The following is a 20,861-nucleotide window of genomic DNA, read 5'->3' on the forward strand; positions in this document are numbered from 1 at the left end:
AGCGGCCTTGCGGCGGCTGGGGTTTTGCCAATCAGGCCTGGTTCAGCGCGGCACGATCGCGAACTGCGGGCTCAGGCCGTAGTTCGGCTTGACGCTGCGGGCCATGAACTTGGTCCAGGCCGTGGCGCCGTTCGGCAGGCCGGCGTCGACCGCGTAGGCCAGGGCTGGCTGCATGTTCGACGGGTAGCCGACGGTGCTCGACGAGTATCCCGTCATTTCGCCCACTTTCAGCTTGAGGAAGCTGGCCATCGCAGTACTGCCGCATTCGAGCGACTGGAAGGTCGCCGTCTGGCTGGCCTTTGAAGCCTGCGCCATCGTGGTGTACAGCGGGCTGGTGGCCGAGTCGCGGATGTTCATCGAGTACAGCGCGCCATCGATCCAGCAGTTGCCCGGATCGGTCATGCGGATCACCGGCGCCTTGGCCTTCCAGGCCAGCAGTTTTTGCGCTTCGGTAAAACCGAGCTCGGCTGCGTGACCGATGGCAGCGGTAAAGAAGTCGTCTTGCCACGGTGCGATACCACGCTTGTTGTCGTAAATGACGGCGCTCTTGGTGTCGATGACGCTGAAGACGTTGGCCGCGGGATTATCGGTGTAGGTCTTGTTGTACCAGTCCAGGTTGTTCGTCAGGATGCGGGCGAAATGCGACTTCAGGCGGTCGTCGTCCGGTGTGATGTAGGCGGCCTGCGCCAGCGTACGCATGCTCCACGCCTGGCCGCGGACCTGGTCCGGTTCCAGCAGGCCCTGGATGTTGTTGCGGTAGCCCGGGTTGGACGCGAACACGTCGTACATGGCCCAGAATTGCAGCTCTTCCAGATAGTAATAGTCGCCCGTCACCAAGTAGGGCAGGTAGGCAAAGCCCGGCTGATGCGCCGTGTCATGGAAGTTTGGCGTGCTGCAGCTGGCGCCGACAGCGCATTTCGGGAACGCTTCCTGCAGCTTGGTCACTGGATTGCGCGTATCGGTCGGGATGCCGGTAATGGTCATATACGGATAGTCCAGCAGGCTGACCGGACGGCCAGTGCTCTTGTCGCGGTAGTGCGATGACCAGCTGCCTGCCAGGTCGCCGCTGGCGAGCGTGATGTCCTTGGCGCGCGCATCCATCGACAGCAGGTAGGTGGCCGCCCAGCCTGGCAGCAGGCCGAGTTCATTGCGCCCGCCGGTGCTTGGCATGTAAGGATTGGCCAGGCCGACACCCATCGGTTCGATGGCGGCGCCGGTCCACTTCGACTTCATCTCCGTAAAGGTCGATTCCGGCACGACGACGCTCTGGTCGTAGTTCGGCAAGGCGCGACTGGCGATCAGGTAGCCGGTATTGTGCTTGACGTAAGCCTGGGAGGCGTCGCCGCCCCACCAAAAGGTCTTGCGCCAGCGGGTGTGGTGGTACTGGGTCAGGCCCGCCTTGGTGTAGACGACGTCGCCGCGCACCTTGACTTCGGCGTCGTAGGTGAAATTCTGCGGATTGGCCTCGTAGGCCCAGGCGTTTTCGATCGTGACGTCGACGCGCGCCTTCTTGATGGCGTCGTACCAGCGGATCGCGAAGCGCGCCGTCAGGTGCGGGTGGGCCACCCCTTCGGCGGTGGTCAGCGGCGCCGACACGTGCCACTCGTTGGCGACTGCGCCCGAGAGCCAGGTCTGGTAGGCGCCGCCCATCTTGATGATGTCATCGGCCGACGCGTCGTAGCGCACGCCGTTGACGGTGGCGTGCACGGAGGCGCTGAAACCGTTGATCAGGAGCGCCTTCGGTCCGAGGCCGGTGGCGTGCGGGGCATTCGATTTCATCAGCAACATAGTGCGCGTTTCGTTCGCGGCCATGTTAGCGACCATGCCCGAGACAACGGCGTGTCGCACGGATCCATCAGGATGGCTTGCCTTGACGTCGAGCTGCAAGGGGATCGTGCTACCATTCTCGAAGCGTCCCACCAGCGAATCGGCCAGCTGCATGTCGCCGACGGCAAATACCTGGCCGAAGGTCACCGGCAGGGCGGCCTGGGTAGCGGCGCTGGTGTTCTGAACACGCACGTCGGTGACCACGCCAAAGACGCTGTAGGCGGTGGTCGTGGCGGCCGTCGTGGCCGTCGGGGCCGGCGAGATGGCATCGGTCAGCGCGCCGATGATCGTCGACACGGGTGAATCGGGTGTGGCTGCCGCCGGCGTGGCCGGGCCAGCAGCGCCCGGGGCCGTTGTGGCCGCTGCAGGAGCCGCCGGCACCGCCGTTGAAGTGGGAGCCGAGCTAGCAGGGCTGGAACCACTGCCGCCGCCGCCGCCGCAGGCCACGAGCGTGGTACCGAATGCCGCGATTGCGGCAATTCGCATTGCAAAAGTTTGGAGGGTCATGGCAGATCTTCAGAAGTTACTTTGGGGAACAAATTATTGCCCCCTGGAATTTCTAAAGGTTACGCCAAAGCAAAATTCCATAACAGCAAAATCAGTATTGCTGTTCCGAATTTCTTCCAAATACAACACAACATTGTCGATTTCTTTACGAACATTATTCGTTTTGAAAGCGATTTGTGTATATTTATATCGTCATTTTTCCGTATTTACACAATAAAAAAACCGCCCCATGGGCGGTTTTTGTTGGTGTTTCCTGCGCAGGCTCAACGCGAGGATGCCACCATGAAGTCGACTGCCGCCTTGACGTCGGCGTCCGGTGCGCTGGACCCGCCTTTTGGCGGCATCATGCCGGCCTTGCCCTGGAAGCCCTTGATGGCGTGTTCGTACAAGACTTCGGTGCCTTGCTTGATGCGTGGCGCCCAGTTGGCTTTGTCTGCCAGCTTTGGCGCGCCGGCAATCCCGGCGCCATGGCAGGCGATGCAGGCGCTGTTGTAGAGGGCCTTGCCGGTTTCGGCGCTGGCAACGGCCGGGGCGGCCGGTGCAGCCGCAGCAGGAGCGGCAGGCGCAGCGGCGACAGGGGTGGCGACAGGCGCCGCGGTGGCGGCGTTGGCGGCCGCAGGCGCGGCGGCAGCGTCAGCTGCCGGGGCAGCGCCTGGCGCTGGAACGGCTGGTTCCTTGAACTTGGCGCCGCTCTGGTTCGCCATGTAGACCACGGCGCGTTCGACTTCCACATTGTCCAGGTCGGGATTGCCGCCCTTGGCCGGCATGGCGCGGATGCCTTCGATGGCGTGCTTGACGAGCGTGTCGTAGCCCTGCGACAGGCGCGCGCTCCAGTCGCCCGCAACGCCGATTTTCGGGGCGCCGGCGGCGCCGCTGGTGTGGCAGGCGGCGCACACGGCGGTGTACACGGCGTTACCCGCTTGCAGCACCTTCGGCGCATTCGCATCGCGCAGCGTAAAACCATCATCTGCGACCGGGCGCAGGCGCTGTCCAACCGCTTCCGCACCCAGGCTATTGGTGCCGGCGCCTTCCAACTTGTCGTTGGTCACAAAAGAGACCAACAGGATGATGCCGATAACGATTACCAGGAAAAAGCCTGCGACCACCCCAATCAGTTGCTTGGGTGTCCGGATAAACGATTGTTCATTGTGTGCGTCGCTCATGATTTCCTTAATACGATTAAAAAAACCTGCTACCCGGCGTTTGTTCTTCCTGCATGACTTTTTGCAAAGGCCGCCAGTCGGCGATTATAGACTTAAAAGATGCTCCATGGCACATGGCTCGTTTGCAACTTCTACTTTCCATGGACGGGGGGCCTGAAAGAATGTATCCTTCGCATCGCTCAGGCTTGATCGCGCGGCATTATTTTGCGACATGACTCGACGTGTTTCCCCCGTGCGGCTGTAGCTCAGTGGATAGAGTATTGGCCTCCGAAGCCAAGGGTCGCTGGTTCGATCCCAGCCAGCCGCACCATTCATTCTTGATGCCTTTCTGTTTTACGACAATGCACCATTTCCCTCCTTGCCGCATTGCCCAGGACTAGCCACGCCTTGGGCTGCTGCGCATGAAGCATCAGCCCCGATCCAGTCATAAAGTAATGTAACGCCGCAGGCGCGGCCCCAAGCTGTTGGTCACTGCCAGCGGCAGGCGCTGCCATGCGCTTTCAATGAGCGGGCGCAGCGAGGAGCTGGCGCCCGCAGTTGCCGGCGCGGCCACGGGCGCCACGCCCTGCGCATCCCATTCGCGCCAGTCGAGGGCCACCGGCAGCGCGCCCCATTGCTTCTTGAATTTATAGGTGCCTTCGCCGAAGGTCGAGCGGCCGAAGTCGAACTGGCGCACGCCGCGCTCGCACAGCTGCGACTGGATGGTCCAGTAGAGCAGCATGTTCGGCGCCAGCGCGTTGTACTCGGCCAGGGTCGAGGCCCAGGGAATGACGGCCTTGTCACCGCATAACAACACCCAGCCGGCCCCGACCGCCTTGCCCTCGTGGCGCACGATGACGATGAACATGTCGCCCGGCGCGCTGTAATGGCGGTGGATGGCGTCGAACCATGCGCGGCTGTGCGGCGGGCTGCCGAGGCGGCGCATGTTGCGGCTGTAGATATCGTAGAACTCCTCCAGGGCAGACGCACCGCTCCCCAGCTCCGCCATCAAACCGTTCTTTTCCGCCTTGCGTACCTGGCTGCGCAGCTTGGGTGGATACGACTGCATCAGGGCCGCCGCGCTGTCGGGCAGGCCAAGTACCATGCGCACCTTGCGGCCCTCGAGCGCCGCCTCGTCCTGGGCGCCGCTCGCCGAGCAGCGCAGTTCCAGTCCGGCCGCACGCGCCGGGCCGACATCGCGCCGGACTTGCGCGACCAGCGCCTCGCTGACATCGCCTGAACTGCCCAGTGGACCGCCAATGTCGCAAAACGGCAACGAGATCCAGCGTGGCCGCCCCAGCGGACGGGCTACCTGGGACAGGGGCAAAATGCCGGCCAGGGCGCTATCGCGGTGTGCCACCAGCACCTTTCCCGGGTAGCCATAGGCCTCGGCAACCGCCCGGCGCCAGGCCGTCAGCTGATAGGCATTGCCCTCGGGATGGGCGCGCACGAAGGCGTCCAGCGCGTCCTGGCCCGGGGCGTCGTGGTCGAGATAGGAGAAAGTAAGGTCGTTCAAGCGCGGCTCCTGCGGTGGCCATCGGTGTTTGCACCGATGCATGATAGGTCGCGCGAGATTGTAAACGATCGACAACATTTGGCCGCACCTGTTCCAAATGTGTGCAGTGCGCACGATTCATTTTCTTACGGAACTTGTCAGACAGAAAATGCTATATTGCGCAGTGTCATGTGAACGACGTGGCCGTCTTGCGCTGGGCTGTGACCGATGTCTCCTGGGTTTTCAGGTGTGCAACAGGTTAGCCGGCTGCAGAGAACCAAACAACGAGGAAAACGTACGGTGCAAATACAACATCGGTTCAAGAACCCTGTTGTTGATGACGTACAAACTAGCTTGCTCAATTGAGGCAAGTCTAGTTCCCATGCTATATTAAATATTGGCATAATTGCAAAATTTTATTCGATAACGGAAGCTGATAATGAAAGCAGATCAGGTCGTCGCGGTAGTAGGACTGGGTTACGTCGGGTTACCGCTGGCAGTAGAGTTCGGCAAAAAAGTACGGACGATTGGTTTCGACCTGTCGGCGTCAAAAATCGATAACTACAAAAAATTTATTGACCCGACCGGTGAAGTCTCGACCGAGCAGTTGCAGGCAGCAAGCCGTCTGGAAGTCACGACCGACCCGGCCATGCTGGCCCAGGCCGATTACGTCGTCGTGGCCGTGCCGACCCCGGTCGACATCGCCCACAACCCGGATTTCACGCCGCTGATCGGTGCCAGCACCACGGTCGGCAAGAACCTCAAGAAGGGCGCCATCGTCATCTTCGAGTCGACCGTGTACCCGGGCGCGACCGAAGAAATCTGCATCCCGCTGCTGGAAAAGCATTCCGGCACCAAGTGGCTGCAGGACTTCCACGTTGGCTTCTCGCCGGAGCGCATCAACCCGGGCGACAAGGAACATACGCTGACGACGATCCTGAAAGTGGTGTCGGGCGATGATGCCGCGACCCTGGAAAGCGTCGCCCAGCTGTACGAAAGCGTGATCACCGCCGGCGTGCACCGCGCCTCGAGCATCAAGGTCGCGGAAGCAGCCAAGGTCATCGAAAACACCCAGCGCGACCTGAACATCGCCCTGATGAACGAACTGGCGCTGATCTTCGACAAGATCGGCATCGACACCCTGGAAGTGCTGAAAGCGGCCGGCACCAAGTGGAACTTTTTACCGTTCCGCCCGGGCCTGGTCGGCGGCCACTGCATCGGCGTCGATCCGTACTACCTGACCCATAAGGCCGAAATGGTCGGCTACCACCCGCAGGTGATCCTGGCGGGCCGCCGCATCAACGACGGCATGGCCAAGTTCATTGCCGAGAAAACCGTGAAATCGATGATTTCGTCGGGCTTCCAGGTCAAGGGCGCCAAGGTCAACGTGATCGGCCTGACCTTCAAAGAAAACTGCCCGGACCTGCGCAACTCGAAAGTGGCCGACATCGTCCACGAGCTGCAAAGCTACGGCGTCGACGTGCACGTGTACGACCCGCTGGCCGATGCCGGCGAAGCCGAACACGAGTACGGCATCAAGCTGGAAACCTGGGACAGCCTGCCGAAAGCGGACGCCCTGATCGCCGCCGTGCCGCACAAGCAAGTGCTGGCGATGTCGCTGACCGACTTCCAGTCCAAGCTCAACGACGGCGGCTGCTTCATCGACGTCAAGTCGCAATTCGATGAAGTCGCCATCCGCGAGGCGGGCTACTGCGTCTGGCGCCTGTAACAAAGCAAGCGGGACGAGCCGCCGCATCACGCGGCGGCTTTGTTCGTCCTGACGCTGCTGTATCACGCGTACTGTGTCGCGCTATCGTGTCACTGAGAAAGTGTTCTGAAAACTGTGAATAAGATTCAAGACGTTAGGCAGCAACTGGGCCAGCACAGCCACCATTGGCTGGTCACCGGCGCTGCCGGCTTCATCGGCTCGAACCTGGTCGAGGCCCTGCTCAAGCTCGGTCAGACTGTTACCGGGCTCGACAATTTCGCCACCGGGCACCAGCACAATCTGGATCAGGTGAAAGAATCTGTCACCGAAGAGGCCTGGATGAAATTTAATTTCATCGAAGGCGATATCCGCCTGCCTGCCGATTGCGCCCGCGCCTGCGCCGGGGTCGACTACGTCCTGCACCAGGCCGCGCTCGGTTCGGTGTCGCGCTCGATCGACGATCCGATCACGACCAACGAGACCAACGTCACCGGTTTCCTGAACATGCTGGTTGCCGCCCGCGACGCCAAAGTCAAACGTTTCGTCTACGCCGCCTCGAGCTCGACCTACGGCGACCATCCGGACCTGCCGAAAGTCGAAGACGTGATCGGCAACCCCTTGTCGCCCTACGCCGTGACGAAATACGTCAACGAGCTGTATGCGAACGTGTTCGGCCGTACCTACGGCATGGAAACGGTGGGACTGCGCTACTTCAACGTGTTCGGCCCGCGCCAGGATCCGAACGGCGCGTATGCCGCCGTGATCCCGCAATGGGTGGCCGCATTGATCAAGAACCAGCCGATGCGCATCAATGGCGACGGCGAGACCAGCCGCGACTTCTGCTACATCGACAACGTCGTGCAGGCGAACCTGCTGGCGGCCACGGCCCAGCCGGAAGCCGTGAACCAGGTGTACAACGTCGCGCTCAACGAACGCACCAGCCTGAACCAGTTGTACGCGATGATGCGCGACCTGCTGCGCCCGCGCTTCCCGCATGTCGACGCGCACCAGCCGGAGTACGTGGATTTCCGCCGCGGCGACGTGCGTCATTCGCAAGCCGATATCAGCAAGGCCGCAACGCTGCTGGGTTATGCGCCCACGCACCGGATCGGCGAAGGCCTGCGCCAAGCCATGGATTGGTATGTCCACGACCTGCTCAAGCAGGACGCGCATGGGACACCCATGCAAGTGGCTTCAAAGTAAGTAAAAGAATCAGGAGACTGACGTGTTCAGGATTTCTAACCATTACGTGTCAAAGATCGTATCCGTGCTGCTGGTCGTGGAAGTGCTGGTGCTGCTCGGCGCCGCCTACGCGGGCGCCGCGCTGCGCTACATCGACATTGGCACGACGGTCACGGTGCCGTCGCTCGACCATTTCTTCACCTCGGCCGTCGCTTTCGCCCTGGCGATCGTGTTCAGCATGAGCGCCATGGGCATGTACCAGCTCGACTTCGAAGAAGGCCTGCGCCACCCCTTCCTGATGAAGCTGATGCCGTCCTTCGTGATGGGCTTCCTGATTTTGACGCTGGTGTTCTATATCGCCCCCGAGCTCTCCTTCGGGCGCAGCATCCTGGTGCTGGTGTTCGTGCTGGCCGCGATCGGCATCTTCCTGGCGCGCATGATCTTCTTCAAGACCTCGGAAGCACGCTTCCTGCAGTCGCGCATCATGTTCCTCGGCGGCGGACCGCTGGCCAAGGAATGCAGCGAGCTGGCCGAACGCGCCAATGCCTACCACCGCTACGACATCGCCGGCTTCATTCCGGCCCCGGGCGAGGAAGTCTGCGTCGACAGCGCGAGCCTGCTCAAGATGCGCGACGACGATTCGCTGGTCAAACTGGCGCGCCAGTACAACGTGTCGGAAATCGTGGTCTCGGTGCAGAACCGGCGCGGCGGCTTTCCGATCAAGGAACTGCTCGACTGCAAGCTGCAAGGGCTGAAGGTCACCGACGCCGCCACCTTCTTCGAGCGCGAAACCTGCCAGATCCGGGTCGATTCGATCCAGCCGAGCTGGCTCGTCTTCGGCGGCGGCTTCGACCAGAGTTTTGTCCGCATCTTCATGAAGCGCACCTTCGACCTGGTCTGCAGCACGATCATCCTGGCCATGACCTTCCCCCTCATGATGCTGGCCGCATTCGCCGTCTGGTTCGAAGACCGCGGCCCGGTCTTCTATTCGCAGGAGCGGGTCGGCAAGGACGGTAAAAGCTTCTTCGTCCACAAATTCCGCAGCATGCGCGCCGACGCCGAAAAGGGCGGCAAGCCGCAGTGGGCGGCCAAGGACGACCCGCGCGTCACCCGTGTCGGCAACTTCATGCGCAAGACCCGGATCGACGAGCTGCCCCAGATCCTGAACGTGTTCAAGGGCGAGATGTCCTTCGTCGGCCCGCGTCCGGAGCGGCCATATTTCGTCGAGCAGCTGATCGAAGTGGTCCCGTACTACAATGTCCGCCACAGCATCAAGCCGGGCATCACCGGCTGGGCGCAGGTGCGTTACGGCTACGGTTCCTCGGCCGAGGATGCGCTGCAAAAGCTGCAGTACGACCTGTACTACGTGAAGAACAACAGCCTGTTCCTCGACTTCCTGGTTCTGATTAACACCCTCAAAGTCGTCTTGTTCCGCAGCGGCCGTTAATTGCCGGCACAGCGCGCGATAACGTTTAGCGCCGGGCCCCTGCGCCCGGCAGGTGCACATGGATAGTGTTTCCCTGACCAGTATCGCCACCTACAGCTACGGCCTCGCGGCCCTCGGCTTCCTGTTGCTGGGCGTGCCGCTGCTCACCAGCTGGCGCGGGCGCGCGCACGGCCCGCTGCTGGTGGCGGCCTGTCTCGCATCAAGCTTCTGGGCCGGCTCGCTGGCCTGGGCCGCCACTGACCTCCTGATGTGGACCGACCTCTCGGACGGCTTCGAGGTGGCGCGAAACGCCGTCTGGTCGCTGTTCCTGGTCGTGCTGCTGGGCGACTGGCGCGATCCGGACAGCAAACTGCCATTGAAGCTGCGCCCGGTCCTGTTCGCCGCCGCCGTCTGCTACCTGCTGGCCCTGGCCGCCGCCAGCCTCGGCTACTGGGACCTGGCCCTGCTGGAGAGCGTGCTGCCGGTGATGGCGCGCGTGGTGCAGGCCGTCGGCGGCATGTTGCTGGTCGAGCAGGCCTACCGCAACAAGACCACCCAGGAACGCTGGGCGATCAAATTCGCCTGCCTCGGCATCGGCGGCATGTTCGCCTACGATTTTTATTTGTACAGCCACGCGATGCTGTTCCGCGAGGTCGACCCCGACATCTGGGCCGCGCGCGGCATCATCAATGCGCTGACCGTGCCGCTGCTGGCCCTGTCGATGCGGCGCGCCAAGTCCTGGCGCTCGCCGCTGGCCGTGTCGCGCCGTGCGATGTTCCATTCGGCCGCCCTGTTCGGCTCGGCCATCTACCTGCTCGCGATGGGCTCGGCCGGCTACTACCTGCGCTATTTCGGCGGCAGCTGGGGCACCGTGATGCAGGTGACCTTCCTGTTCGGCGCCTTGCTGCTGCTGGCCGGGATCCTGTTCTCGGGCACCTTCCGCGCCTGGCTGAAGGTCTTCATCAGCAAGCATTTTTACAGTTACGGCTACGATTACCGCGAAGAGTGGATGCGTTTTACGCGCACCCTGTCCGAAGCCGGGCCGCACCTGGGCGAACGTACCGTGCAGGCGGTGGCGGCCCTGGTCGAAAGCCCGGGCGGCGCGCTCTGGCAGCGGCGCGACGGCGACCGCTTCGAGCCGGTCGCCGGCTGGGACGTGCCGCTGCCCGAGATCGTCGAGCCGGCGGACGCTTCCCTGTGCCGCTTCCTCGAATCGACCCAGTGGGTAATCGACCTCGGCGAATTCGCGGACGACCCGGAAAAATACGAAGGCCTGGTGCTGCCCGAATGGCTGCTGGCCTGGCCGCGCGGCTGGCTGGTGGTGCCGCTGATGATGGGGACAAAACTGTCCGGTTTCGTCGTGCTGCAAAATGCGCGCAGCCGCGTGAAACTGAACTGGGAAGTGCTCGACTTGCTGGAGATCGCCGGCAGCCAGGCCGCCAGCTACCTGGCCCAGCAGGACGCCGCCAACGAGCTGATGGTGGCGCGCCAGTTCGAGTCCTTCAACCGCATGTCGACCTTTGTCGTGCACGATTTGAAGAATCTGGTCTCGCAGCTGTCGCTGATGAACGCGAACGCCGAGAAGCACAAGAACAATCCCGAATTCCAGGCCGACATGCTGGAAACGGTCTCGCTGTCGGTGCAGAAGATGCGCCTGATGCTGCAAAAGCTCTCGCGCATCGATGTCGAGGAAAAGCCGATGCCCCTCGCCATCGACCAGGTGGTGCGCCAGGCGGTGGCCAACAAGGCGGCGTTCGAGCCGCGCCCGCAGCTCGATGTGCGCGACACGGGGCTGCGCGTGCTGGCCGACCGCGAGCGCCTGGAACGCGTCGTCGGCCACCTGATCCAGAACGCGATCGAGGCCACGCCGAAAGAGGGCAGCGTGATCATCGGCGTCTCGCGCGCGCATGAAGCCGTGCAGATCGAGATCACCGATACCGGCGAAGGCATGAGCGAAGATTTTATTCGCGAGCGCCTGTTCAAGCCGTTCGAATCGACCAAGTCGGCCGGCATGGGCATCGGCGTGTTCGAAAGCCGCGAATACATCAATGAACTGGGCGGACGCCTGGAAGTCTCCAGCAGGCCGGCGCTCGGCACCACCTTTAAAGTCATCCTGCCGCTGCACCAGCAGGATGCGCTGCTCGAACGGGCAGCCTGAACCCGAGGAATACCGTGACACAGAATAAACAGAAACTCCTGATCATCGAGGACGACCCTGGCCTGCAAAAGCAGCTCAAATGGAGTCTGGACGCCTATGACGTCGCCGTCGCCGGCGACCGCGAAGCGGCGCTGGCGCAAATCCGCCGCCACGAGCCGGCGGTGGTGACGATGGACCTGGGCCTGCCGCCCGACCCGGACGGCTCGACCGAGGGCCTCGCCACCTTGCAGCAGATCCTGGCGCTGGCCCCCGACACGCGCGTGATCGTCCTGACCGGCAACCAGGACCATGGGAACGCAGTGAAGGCAATTGGCCTGGGCGCCTACGACTTCCACCAGAAGCCGTGCGACCCCGAGGTCCTGAACCTGGTGATCCAGCGCGCCTTCTTCCTGCACGAACTGCAGCAGGAAAACCGCCGCATGCAGCGCGAACAGGCCGACTCGCCGATGGCGGGCGTGATCTCGCGCGCACCCTCGATGCTCAAAATCTGCCGCAACGTCGAGAAGGTCGCCCCGACCTCGGCCTCGGTCATGCTGCTGGGCGAATCGGGCACCGGTAAAGAGGTCCTCGCACGTGCCGTCCACGCCTTGAGCCCGCGCGCAAAAGAGCGCTTCATGGCGATCAACTGCGCGGCCATTCCGGAAAACCTGCTGGAAAGCGAATTGTTCGGCTACGAAAAGGGCGCGTTTACGGGCGCGGCCAAGCAGACCAAGGGCAAGGTTGAAATGGCCCACGGCGGCACCTTCTTCCTCGACGAAGTGGGTGATTTGCCGATGCCGCTCCAGGCGAAGCTGCTGCGCTTCCTGCAGGAGCGCGTGATCGAGCGTCTCGGCGGGCATGAGGAGATTCCGGTCGACGTGCGCATCGTCTGCGCGACGCACCAGAAACTCAAGGAACTGTGCGCCACCGGCCGCTTCCGCGAAGACTTGTATTACCGCCTGTCCGAGATCGTGGTGACGATCCCGCCGCTGCGCGAGCGCGAAGGCGATGCCGCCCTGCTGGCGCACCATTTTAAAAATAAATTCTGCGCCGCCGAAGGGCGCGCGGCGCTGCACTTCGCGCCGGATGCGATCGCCGCCATCGAGGCCTATCCATGGCCCGGCAATGTGCGCGAGATGGAAAACTACATCAAGCGCGCCGTCATCATGGCCGACGGGAACACCATCGTCGCCGACGACCTGGGCCTGCCGGGAGAAGGGCTGGAAGAAGAGCCGATCAACCTGCGCCAGGTGCGCGACGAGGCCGAGTACAAGGCCATCGTGAAAGCGCTGGCCCGGGTGGACGGCAACATCGTCAAGGCCTCCGAGATCCTCGGCATCAGCCGCCCGACCATGTACGACCTGATGAGCCGTCACAACATCAAGACCGCCGCATGAAGTTGGTCAAGGTGCTGGCTGTGCTGCTCGTATTGGGAGCGGCCGGCGCCGCGGCGGGCCTGTCTTACCTGGACTCCCAGGGCGTCACGCCGCGCGCGCTGGCGCCCTATATCCTCAAGCGCAGCAGTGGCCACAACAGCGTGATCGAAGGCGCCGGCCGCTTTACTGCCGCCACCTTGTTGCGCCTGGACCGCGGCGAGCTTGCCCCGTATGTGCCGCCGGCGTTGACCATCGGCGCCCAGCCGCAAGGTGTTCCGGCACCGCCCGGGCGCGAGCGTCTGGTCGCCACCAGCGACGAAGCCTGGCGCGCCATCGCGACTGCGGCGCCGGGCGAGGTGATCACCTTGCTGCCGGGCGACTACGCGCTGCGCCGCACGGTGTACGCGAGCCGTCCGGGTACTGCCGAGGCTCCGATCGTGGTGCGCGCGGCGCGCCCCGGCACGGTGCGCATCGACGTCGCCGCGCGCGAAGGTTTTACGGTGACGGCGCCGTACTGGATTTTTGAAAACCTCGAACTGCGCGGCGCCTGCCGCCACGACGACACCTGTGATCACGCCTTCCACGTGGTCGGCCAGGCCCACCATTTCATCGCCCGCAACAACACGGTGCGCGACTTCAACGCCCATTTCAAAGTCAACGGCGAGCGCGGCGCCTTTCCCGACCATGGCCTGATCGAAGCGAACACCCTGGTCAATGCGGCGCCGCGCCAGACCTCGCATCCGGTCACGCCCATCGACCTGGTCGCGGCCAGCGACTGGATCATTCGCGCCAACCTGATCCAGGACTTCGTCAAGACCGGAGGCGACCGCACCAGCTACGGCGCCTTTGCCAAGGGCGGCGCCGAACGTACGGTGTTCGAGCGCAACGTGGTGCTGTGCGAAGCGGCCCTGGCCGGCCAGCCGGGGCTGCGCATCGGCCTGTCCTTTGGCGGCGGCGGCACCGGCAAACCGTATTGCCGCGACGGGCGCTGCATCACCGAGCACGATGGCGGTACCATGCGCGCGAACCTGATATCGGGCTGCTCGGACGTCGGCATTTATCTCAACAGCGCGGCGAATACCCGATTGACCGATAACACGGTGCTCGATACGGCCGGGGTGCAGGTGCGCTTTCCGACCAGCGTCGCCACGCTCGAAGGCAATCTTGTCGACGGCCCATTACGGGAGGACGAGGGTGGTGTACTGCGCAACGGCGTCAACCTGGCCACGCCAATCTGGCAGCTGTATTTTGGACGCCATCCGCAGCGCAGCCTGTTTGCCGGTCCGTCGCGGCTCGACCTGCGCTGGGCCGCGGCGCGCCCGCGCCGCCCCGCGGGCGCGCCTGCCCTTGGCTTGTGCACAACCGGCCCTGGCGCCGAGCGCATCTATGGTGCGTTCGAGGATTTTAAGGCTTGTCTCGGCCGAGACGGAGGCTGAGACGGGAAATACCCGATCGTGCTGATATCACCTGGATATCCTGTAATATTGCAATTTCGAAAATGCGATACGACGTTTCTGTCCGCTTTCATTCTATCTGGAGACATCCATGGATCTCGATCCAATCGTATCCTCTGCCAAGGCCATTCTGGAGCGTCTTTCCGGGCGTCTTCCCGGTCCGTCTAAAGCGGCGATCGGTGATTTCGTGCGTGCTGCACAGGTTGTGGGCTCGTTGGACGACTACAAACATTTTAGCGAGGAAGCGCGTCTGCTGATTCCAAGCGGCGAACTGGCCGATGGTAGCAAGGAATCGGAAGTGTTTCTGAAGGCAGCCATCATGCATGGCATGCTTGAGATGGTGGAGTCGACCCGTTTTTCCAAGTTGCCAGCGCGGGTGCGCACCCAGCAACTCAGGCAGCTACAACGGATGCTGGCGGAAGGTGAAACGACGGCGGACTGGCTGCAGATAAACCAAGACCTGTTTCACAAGGAATTCGGCATCGCTACCCTGCGCCTGTATGTGGCCGGCGCCCAGCTTGTCGATGCCCACTGCGGCATTCCCCGTTCCATCGTGGTAAAGGGCGGCATTGGCAGTGTGTTCAAAAACCTCGCAGGTATTCTGCGCTTGGGGGGCTTCCGCAATTACTTCCAGATTCACACCCATAAATTCATGCTCGACACCTTCAACGAGGAAGGGTGGGACGAGTGCTACCGTTGCTGTGCCGAGCTTTATCCGCTTCATCCGGAAGTGCTGGGCATGTATGGCAGCAGCTGGTTCTACGATCCGGTACTCGACGTGATCAGCCCGCGTCTGTCCTATCTGCGCATGACGCCGGTGGCGGGGGGCGCCGAATTATTTTTCGTGGAAGAAGGCGGTTCCGCGAAAAATAATTCTCTCTCCACGTCCCCAACCCGGCGCAAGCTGTACGAAGAAGGAAAATACATTCCCAAGAGTTATATGCTTGCCTGGGGCAAGCTAAAACAGATCGCCTGGGCGAAGCGGACGGCCAGCTGACGCCGCTACGTTGGCTTTAAATCGCTGCGCTGGGGGCATGTCGTTTCTTACCTTATGCGATTTCAGGCTGCACGCTGCGGCGAGGCTGTCTGAAAAAGCGGATCGCGTTGCGCATCAATTCTGAAAATCCGCTCATTTCTGCTTCAAATTCAAGCGGATGCACATCTTCGCCATCCAAAAACCGAGGCAGATAATGGTGACGATTTCCATCGACCTCACTGATCAGGCCGGGAATGCAGGTGGTGGCGGAACGAAGTCCCAGCGCGCTCAACGTAGTGGTGGCCTCCGGGCCGAAAGAGCCGCTCGGGTAGCAATAGTGGCGCGGCTGGCGCAAGCCCATGCCGATGATCGTCGTCTCGCACTGGCGTAAATCGTCGGCGAACGCCAATGGACGGCCCTTGGGGTATTCGTGTACATGGCCATGCGATTCGATGCTGCATCCCTGCTGAGGAAGACGGAGCAATTCCTGTTCGGTCACGTAGCCGAAGCGCCGGCTGTCGAGATCGAGCACCTCCGCCGGCACGCCGAGGCTGTCCGCGAAGCGAAGCAGTGCGGCACATACTTGTTCGTGCCCGTCGGTTGATTCCTGAATAGCCGCCGCCATGCCACTGGCCAGGCGATTGCGGTCGCCGGCCGTGCGTAAATCATAATCCCCGTCGATCCCAGTACCCCACCCTTGCAGGGATACCGAACGTTGACCTGCCTTCCAGATGGCATAACGGACCGTGACGTTCAAGATCGGCCAGCCTTCCAGAAAATTCTTGGTACTCAGGTATAGGGTCGAAGGAATTTGCAATGTGGACAGCACAGGGATCAATTCACTGGCAGTCGAGTACCAGCCATCGTCGAAGGTGACGACCGTGCGCAGGGGCACTTTTGCGCCTAGTTCGGCCTGTTGGCTGACGCCGTCGTCAAGGGTAACAAACTGAAAGCCACGGTCTTGCATCCAGTGCATGCGCTTCTGCAGCGTCTTGGCAGAGCAAAACAGCTTCGGGTTGAATGCATCCTCGTCGCCGATTACCCCACCGTGGTAGCACAGGATGCGCAGCTGTGATCTGGTCAGATAGCGTGACACCTTGAATAAGCCAAGCATGCGCGCGCCGAACAGAATAAGAATCTTCGGACGGAGTTTAGTGTTCATTGTAGGGGTAAGGCGAAGGATGCAGGTTTAATGACATTACCGATGGGTTCATTGCTTCGACATCGGGCAGGTTAACGAACTGTCAAAAACGAATGAACCCTTTATGTTACCTTGCCTCAGCTGCTGCAGAAAATATTTTTATTGATTCGGAGGCGCATTTGAAAAGGTCTTCGCCCTTTCACGTGCTTTGAAGACCTTCTTCAGCATCCTCACCGGTGTGTTCCGGTCGGCTACGCGGTATTGGCATTTCAGCATCCACTTCGCGATGCGGGCGTGTGCAATCTGGATCGACATTTGCGGAATTGTATGCCAGAGCAATGCTCTGAATGACCTCGTTATCGTTGATCGCCAAGCCAGGATTCGAGCTGTGAGGAATGTCGGGAGCTGCCAGCGCGCGACAGGTTAACGCCAACGATGCAGTTTCCACTCGATCCAAGAATGCATCTTAATATTGAGCTCGGTATCGATCGTACTGCAGACTCAAGCAAAATCTAAAGTCCTATTTTTCAATGTTGGGAAAACTACATCGCTTTGGAAATTCCCTCAATTATCTTTACTAGGATCGTGAAATCGACCGCGTCTTTTTCTCGCTTTGTCAGCAGGGGCGTATTTCCATGCGATTAACCAGGCTGAGCAGCTGCGCGCCGATACGGCACCCGGGCCTTCCCGGCCGCCGTATCAAGTCTGCCCGGCGCACGCTGACGTCGGCGCCTGAGCACATCACGCGGCGGGCCGGATGTTCTGGTTGCTGCGGAACAGGTTGTCCGGATCGTACTTCGCCTTGATCGCCCCGAGCCGCAGGTAGTTCGGGCCATACGCTTCGGCGATGCGGTCGACTTCGTCCTCGTTCAAAAAGTTGATGTAGACCCCGCCGGCCGCATGGGGCGCGGCGGCCTTGAAGAATTCGCGCGCCCAGGCCAGGCAGGCGGCGTCCTCGCTCGCGTGCTCCCAGCGCGTGTGCACGTTCATCGCATACAGCGCGGCGCGGTGCGGATAGGCCATCTCGTCCGGCGTATGCGTGTTCGCCGCGCCGCCCAGCAGGCCCAGGAAGATCTCGCTCTGGGCAGAGGGAAGCCGGCCGGCGTAGTCGATCACGACGTCGATCGCCGCGTCGCTGAGCGTATTAAAATTGTGCGACTTCCAGTAATTGCGCGCCGGCGGCACCAGCAGTGGATCGAAGACCTGCTGCCAGGCGGTATACGGCACGGCGCCCACGTGTTCGCCCAGCGGCTGGCCGAAAGCGCGCACCTCGGCAATGGCGGCCGCCACCGCGTCGGGCGGAGAAGGCGAAAAGAAGGCGAGCGCCACGATGCCGGTGCCGTGCACCGCTTCGGGCAGGAAGGGCAGCGGCGGGGCGCCGCGCAGGACGGCCCAGACCGAGATGTTCTCATCCAGCGCCTCGACGTAGTTGCGGAAATTCGTCAGGACCGGTTTCGCCTGCGCGAACGGAAAGACGATCAGGCCGCCGGTGACGGTGGGACCGACCTCGTGCAGGGCGAATTCGAAATTGGTAACGACACCGAAATTGCCGCCGCCGCCGCGGATCGCCCAGAACAGGTCGGGATGGTTGTCGCTGTCGATGTGCAGCCGTTCGCCGCTGGCGGTGACGATGTCGGCCGACACCAGGTTGTCGACCGCCAGTCCGTATTTGCGCGTCAGCCAGCCGAAGCCGCCGCCCAGCGTCAGGCCGCCGACGCCGGTGGTCGAATTGATGCCGAGCGGCGTTGCCAGCCCATAGGCCTGGGCCTCATGGTCGACGTCGCGCAAGGTGGCGCCGCCCTCGACCCAGGCGCGTTTGGTATGTGGCGCCACCTGCACCGAGCGCATCAGCGAGGGGTCGATCACCAGGCCGTCGTTGACGAGGGCGCTGCCGGCGATGTTGTGGCCGCCGCCGCGCACCGCCAGCGCCAGGCCCTGGTTGCGCGCAAAGTTGACCGCCGTGCGCACGTCGGCCGGACCGGCGCAGCGCACGATCATGGCCGGGCGCTTGTCGATCATCGCATTCCAGATGGTGCGGGCTTCATCGTAGTGCGGCTTGCCCGGCAGGAGCACTGTGCCCCTGAGACTGCGTTTCAGTTCGTCGACCTCGTTGACCCCGACGGTATCCATCGCGCACCTCCGCATTAGTTGGTTGACAATCCTTCAGGATAGGAAGGAGCCAGCGATATGCAAGCGGGGTGGGCGCGGGAGGAGGGGCTTGGGCGCGGCTGAGCCGCCTGCTTTCCTCGCCGGCGGCTGCTGGCCATGCTGCTGCAAGTACGCCTTCGCATCGGCATGCTTCGGGTCGAGTTCCAGCACGCTCAGGCCGACACCGTGCGGGACCGGAGAGGGTGAAGGACTGGCCAGCTTACAGGGAAATGCAGCCGCGATTCTCCAACATTGTCACGCCAGCGGCCGGGCGGCCAGCTGCTGCGGCGTCGAGTAGATCGTGATCTCTTCGGCCGCGAGGCGCTGCAGGTGATCGAAGAAGCTGCGGGCCGGGATGAACCAGGCCTGGGCGTCGCCGACCTTGCCATTCACGCGCAGCTGGGCGCGCTCGAACTCCTGCTGGAAATAGGCGCGCAAATCCTCGCGCGCGGCGTAGTCGATGCGGCGCGCCGCGACCGCCGGGTCGAAGGGGCGAACCGGCACCTCCCAGCGGCGGCCCTCGCGGTCCAGGCAGGGCAGGCTGTAGGTGCGCGCATCCCAGACCGGCACCGGGAAGGCATCGCCGAGCGCATCTTCGAGTACGTGGTAGAAGGTCACCGGTCCCATCGTTACGCCCAGCCCCAGCACCTTGGCGCCTTCGAGGCCGATGAAGCGCTGCCAGGGCGAACCGAGGCCGAAGATCGACGGCGCCTGGTGATGGGCCTCGGTCAGGTACTGCGCATGCTGGCCCCAGGCCGATACCGAGTGGGTCGGGTGCACGCTGCGGTGGGTCGCCGCCTGCGCCAGGAAGACTTCCGGGAGCCGTCCCATGTTGGTGCCGTGACTGTTCGGATCGAACACATAGCCTTCCAGCTCGCAGGTGGCTTTCACGGTGCCGGCCGGCAGGTAATAGGTCGGCACCAGCAAAGTGCCTTGCGGGCCGACGGCGTCCTGCAAGGCGCCCACCACCGACACGGCGCCGCCCTCGACATAGCCCAGGCTCTTGAGCGACGAGTGGACGAAGACCGTGTCGCCGGGTTCGATGCCCAGTTCGGCCAGGTTCCGGGCCAGCTCGGCGCGCGTGACGCAGCGGCCCGACTGGCGAATCTGCTGTTCGCTGCGGCGCCGGCGCGCGCTTTTCAATACCGCCCTGGCGATGTTCTTGAGCGGTTCAAGCATTGCCGTTGCTGCTGACCTGCGCGACTGCTTTCAACTCGGCTTCCAGGATGTTGGCGTCGATGCAGAACTTTGCAGCCCAGTTCAGGTACTGCCACTGGCCATAGCCGCCATTCACGGGGAACGAGCCCTTGATGCCGCCGACCCTGCCGTCGTTTCCGTCGAGGCGCACGGTGCGGCGTACGAATGCGGTCAGGCTCTGGCCAGCGGTGAAGTAGCGGGCTTCACCGGTCAGGCGGTACAACAGGAAGAAGCAGTGGCCGATTTGTGCCGAACCGGTCAGGCATGCGTAATCCGCAGCCGGGCCGAAGTTGCGGTCGAGCCGGCCGGCCATGTAGCCGCCCGGTCCGATCGCTCCAAGGAGACCGTTTGCGGTGCGGATCGCAGCCCCCATCAAGTCGGCGCTGCCCGACAGCAGGTAGCCCTCGAGCACGCCGCGCAGCACATACCCGATCGTATGGGTGAGCGGGTTGTCCGCATCGGTCAGGCAGTTCGACGCGAACCAGCCATTTTCCTGCTGCTTGGTCAGCGCCCAGTCAACCTGGCGCAGGCCGGCGGCCCCATAACCGTGACCGGGTGCGACGCGCTCGGCTTCGAACAGGCCCCAGGCCACATGGGTTTCATAAGCCTTTTCCCCGGCTTTGGCGAACGGCGTCGGGAACTTGCGCCAGCAACCATCGGCGTCCAGGGTGTCGCGCAGCCAGGCTGCCGCACGGTGCATCGCATCGAGGTAGCGTGGATTGCGGTATTCGGCGGCGCCGGCGGCGAGCCCGATCAGGATTTGTCCTGTATTGAAGGTGACGGGAACGCGCGGCGTCGCATCGATTTTTCCGCCTTGGAAACCGCCATCGTCGAACTGGATCGCGACGCACCAGTCCAGCATGCGGCGTGCGCGGTCGTGCAGGTCAGGATCCTCGTTGCGGTGTGCCATGGCGATCATGGTCGGGATGATATAGCCGGTTGTTTCCGGGTACGAAGTCGACCAACCCTTGATCAGGCAGAAGTCGCGCGCGACGCCGCCGTCTTTGGAGGCCGAGTTGTCCTGCGCAGCGCACAACCATTTCGTGCAGCTGGCAATGACAGCTTCGGTACCGGGATCGACGACTGAAAGGCCAGCCAGATTTTCCTTCAGTTCACGCCTTGCGATCCTGGTCAGTGAGGCCTGT

The 20,861-nt window shown here is 62.6% G+C and carries 15 protein-coding genes and 1 tRNA gene; 9 read left to right on the forward strand and 7 right to left on the reverse strand.

Annotation, left to right across the window (positions count from 1 at the left end; all coding sequences use genetic code 11):
- Positions 1-42: 42 nt before the first annotated feature.
- On the reverse strand, positions 43-2,124 hold the full coding sequence (locus NMB41_RS00495) for an RIFT barrel domain-containing protein (protein ID WP_494380543.1): 2,082 nt from the start codon (positions 2,122-2,124) through the stop codon (positions 43-45).
- On the opposite strand from NMB41_RS00495, the gene NMB41_RS00500 reads away from it, so the two are divergent.
- Positions 2,111-2,551 carry a hypothetical protein gene (locus NMB41_RS00500; RefSeq protein ID WP_494380544.1) on the forward strand — a complete coding sequence of 147 codons (441 nt, stop codon included), beginning with the start codon at positions 2,111-2,113 and terminating at the stop codon, positions 2,549-2,551. The genes NMB41_RS00495 and NMB41_RS00500 overlap by 14 nt on opposite strands.
- Positions 2,552-2,597: 46 nt before the next feature.
- Here NMB41_RS00500 and NMB41_RS00505 read toward each other — a convergent pair whose 3' ends face one another.
- Complete coding sequence (locus NMB41_RS00505) at positions 2,598-3,497, reverse strand: c-type cytochrome (RefSeq protein WP_494380545.1); 900 nt, start codon at positions 3,495-3,497, stop codon at positions 2,598-2,600.
- Positions 3,498-3,731: 234 nt separating this feature from the next.
- On the opposite strand from NMB41_RS00505, the gene NMB41_RS00510 reads away from it, so the two are divergent.
- Positions 3,732-3,807: transfer RNA gene (locus NMB41_RS00510), tRNA-Arg, on the forward strand.
- A 114-nt stretch (positions 3,808-3,921) separates the two neighbouring features.
- Here NMB41_RS00510 and NMB41_RS00515 read toward each other — a convergent pair.
- A complete protein-coding gene (locus NMB41_RS00515) occupies positions 3,922-4,992 on the reverse strand; it encodes a GNAT family N-acetyltransferase (RefSeq protein ID WP_494380546.1) in 1,071 nt (356 codons plus the stop codon).
- A gap of 418 nt (positions 4,993-5,410) precedes the next feature.
- Between NMB41_RS00515 and NMB41_RS00520 the strand changes: the two genes are divergently transcribed.
- The 7 genes from NMB41_RS00520 to NMB41_RS00550 all read left to right on the forward strand — a co-directional run bounded on the left by NMB41_RS00520 (position 5,411) and on the right by NMB41_RS00550 (position 15,251).
- Positions 5,411-6,700 (forward strand): nucleotide sugar dehydrogenase, encoded by a 1,290-nt coding sequence (locus NMB41_RS00520; protein ID WP_494380547.1) that lies wholly within the window; start codon positions 5,411-5,413, stop codon positions 6,698-6,700.
- A gap of 114 nt (positions 6,701-6,814) precedes the next feature.
- The gene (locus tag NMB41_RS00525; RefSeq protein WP_494380548.1) at positions 6,815-7,882 is read left to right on the forward strand and encodes an SDR family oxidoreductase; all 1,068 of its coding nucleotides are present in this window, start codon (positions 6,815-6,817) and stop codon (positions 7,880-7,882) included.
- 22 nt (positions 7,883-7,904) lie between these two features.
- Positions 7,905-9,308 carry a TIGR03013 family XrtA/PEP-CTERM system glycosyltransferase gene (locus tag NMB41_RS00530; RefSeq protein WP_494380549.1) on the forward strand — a complete coding sequence of 468 codons (1,404 nt, stop codon included), beginning with the start codon at positions 7,905-7,907 and terminating at the stop codon, positions 9,306-9,308.
- A gap of 58 nt (positions 9,309-9,366) precedes the next feature.
- Positions 9,367-11,445, forward strand: a complete 2,079-nt coding sequence (prsK, locus tag NMB41_RS00535; RefSeq protein ID WP_494380550.1) for an XrtA/PEP-CTERM system histidine kinase PrsK — start codon at positions 9,367-9,369, stop codon at positions 11,443-11,445.
- A gap of 14 nt (positions 11,446-11,459) precedes the next feature.
- Positions 11,460-12,821, forward strand: a complete 1,362-nt coding sequence (gene prsR / locus NMB41_RS00540; protein ID WP_494380551.1) for a PEP-CTERM-box response regulator transcription factor — start codon at positions 11,460-11,462, stop codon at positions 12,819-12,821.
- Positions 12,818-14,236 carry a right-handed parallel beta-helix repeat-containing protein gene (locus NMB41_RS00545; RefSeq protein WP_494380552.1) on the forward strand — a complete coding sequence of 473 codons (1,419 nt, stop codon included), beginning with the start codon at positions 12,818-12,820 and terminating at the stop codon, positions 14,234-14,236. The genes prsR and NMB41_RS00545 overlap by 4 nt, the downstream gene beginning before the upstream one ends.
- A gap of 109 nt (positions 14,237-14,345) precedes the next feature.
- On the forward strand, positions 14,346-15,251 hold the full coding sequence (locus NMB41_RS00550; RefSeq protein WP_494380553.1) for a hypothetical protein: 906 nt from the start codon (positions 14,346-14,348) through the stop codon (positions 15,249-15,251).
- A 52-nt stretch (positions 15,252-15,303) separates the two neighbouring features.
- On the opposite strand, the gene NMB41_RS00555 is transcribed toward NMB41_RS00550, so the two are convergent.
- The 4 genes from NMB41_RS00555 to NMB41_RS00570 form a co-directional block, all read right to left on the reverse strand.
- Entirely contained in the window at positions 15,304-16,392 is a 1,089-nt protein-coding gene (locus NMB41_RS00555; protein ID WP_494380554.1) for a polysaccharide deacetylase family protein, read from the reverse strand.
- A gap of 720 nt (positions 16,393-17,112) precedes the next feature.
- Complete coding sequence (locus NMB41_RS00560) at positions 17,113-18,501, reverse strand: FAD-binding oxidoreductase (RefSeq protein ID WP_494380555.1); 1,389 nt, start codon at positions 18,499-18,501, stop codon at positions 17,113-17,115.
- Between the two features lie 273 nt (positions 18,502-18,774).
- On the reverse strand, positions 18,775-19,698 hold the full coding sequence (locus NMB41_RS00565) for an AAC(3) family N-acetyltransferase (RefSeq protein WP_494380556.1): 924 nt from the start codon (positions 19,696-19,698) through the stop codon (positions 18,775-18,777).
- Complete coding sequence (locus NMB41_RS00570) at positions 19,691-20,752, reverse strand: hypothetical protein (RefSeq protein WP_494380557.1); 1,062 nt, start codon at positions 20,750-20,752, stop codon at positions 19,691-19,693. Before NMB41_RS00570 ends, NMB41_RS00565 begins: the two co-directional genes overlap by 8 nt.
- Positions 20,753-20,861 lie beyond the last annotated feature (109 nt).

The organism is Massilia sp. FBCC-B171 (assembly GCF_059134155.1).

Bases quoted from the DNA above. Each gene is read 5' to 3' on its own strand.
- NMB41_RS00555 (WP_494380554.1), bottom strand. From the start codon at position 16,392: ATGAACACTAAACTCCGTCCGAAGATTCTTATTCTGTTCGGCGCGCGC.
- NMB41_RS00565 (WP_494380556.1), bottom strand. From the start codon at position 19,698: ATGCTTGAACCGCTCAAGAACATCGCCAGGGCGGTATTGAAAAGCGCG.
- NMB41_RS00505 (WP_494380545.1), bottom strand. From the start codon at position 3,497: ATGAGCGACGCACACAATGAACAATCGTTTATCCGGACACCCAAGCAA.
- NMB41_RS00550 (WP_494380553.1), top strand. From the start codon at position 14,346: ATGGATCTCGATCCAATCGTATCCTCTGCCAAGGCCATTCTGGAGCGT.
- prsK (WP_494380550.1), top strand. From the start codon at position 9,367: ATGGATAGTGTTTCCCTGACCAGTATCGCCACCTACAGCTACGGCCTC.
- NMB41_RS00520 (WP_494380547.1), top strand. From the start codon at position 5,411: ATGAAAGCAGATCAGGTCGTCGCGGTAGTAGGACTGGGTTACGTCGGG.
- NMB41_RS00500 (WP_494380544.1), top strand. From the start codon at position 2,111: ATGATCGTCGACACGGGTGAATCGGGTGTGGCTGCCGCCGGCGTGGCC.
- NMB41_RS00545 (WP_494380552.1), top strand. From the start codon at position 12,818: ATGAAGTTGGTCAAGGTGCTGGCTGTGCTGCTCGTATTGGGAGCGGCC.
- NMB41_RS00560 (WP_494380555.1), bottom strand. From the start codon at position 18,501: ATGGATACCGTCGGGGTCAACGAGGTCGACGAACTGAAACGCAGTCTC.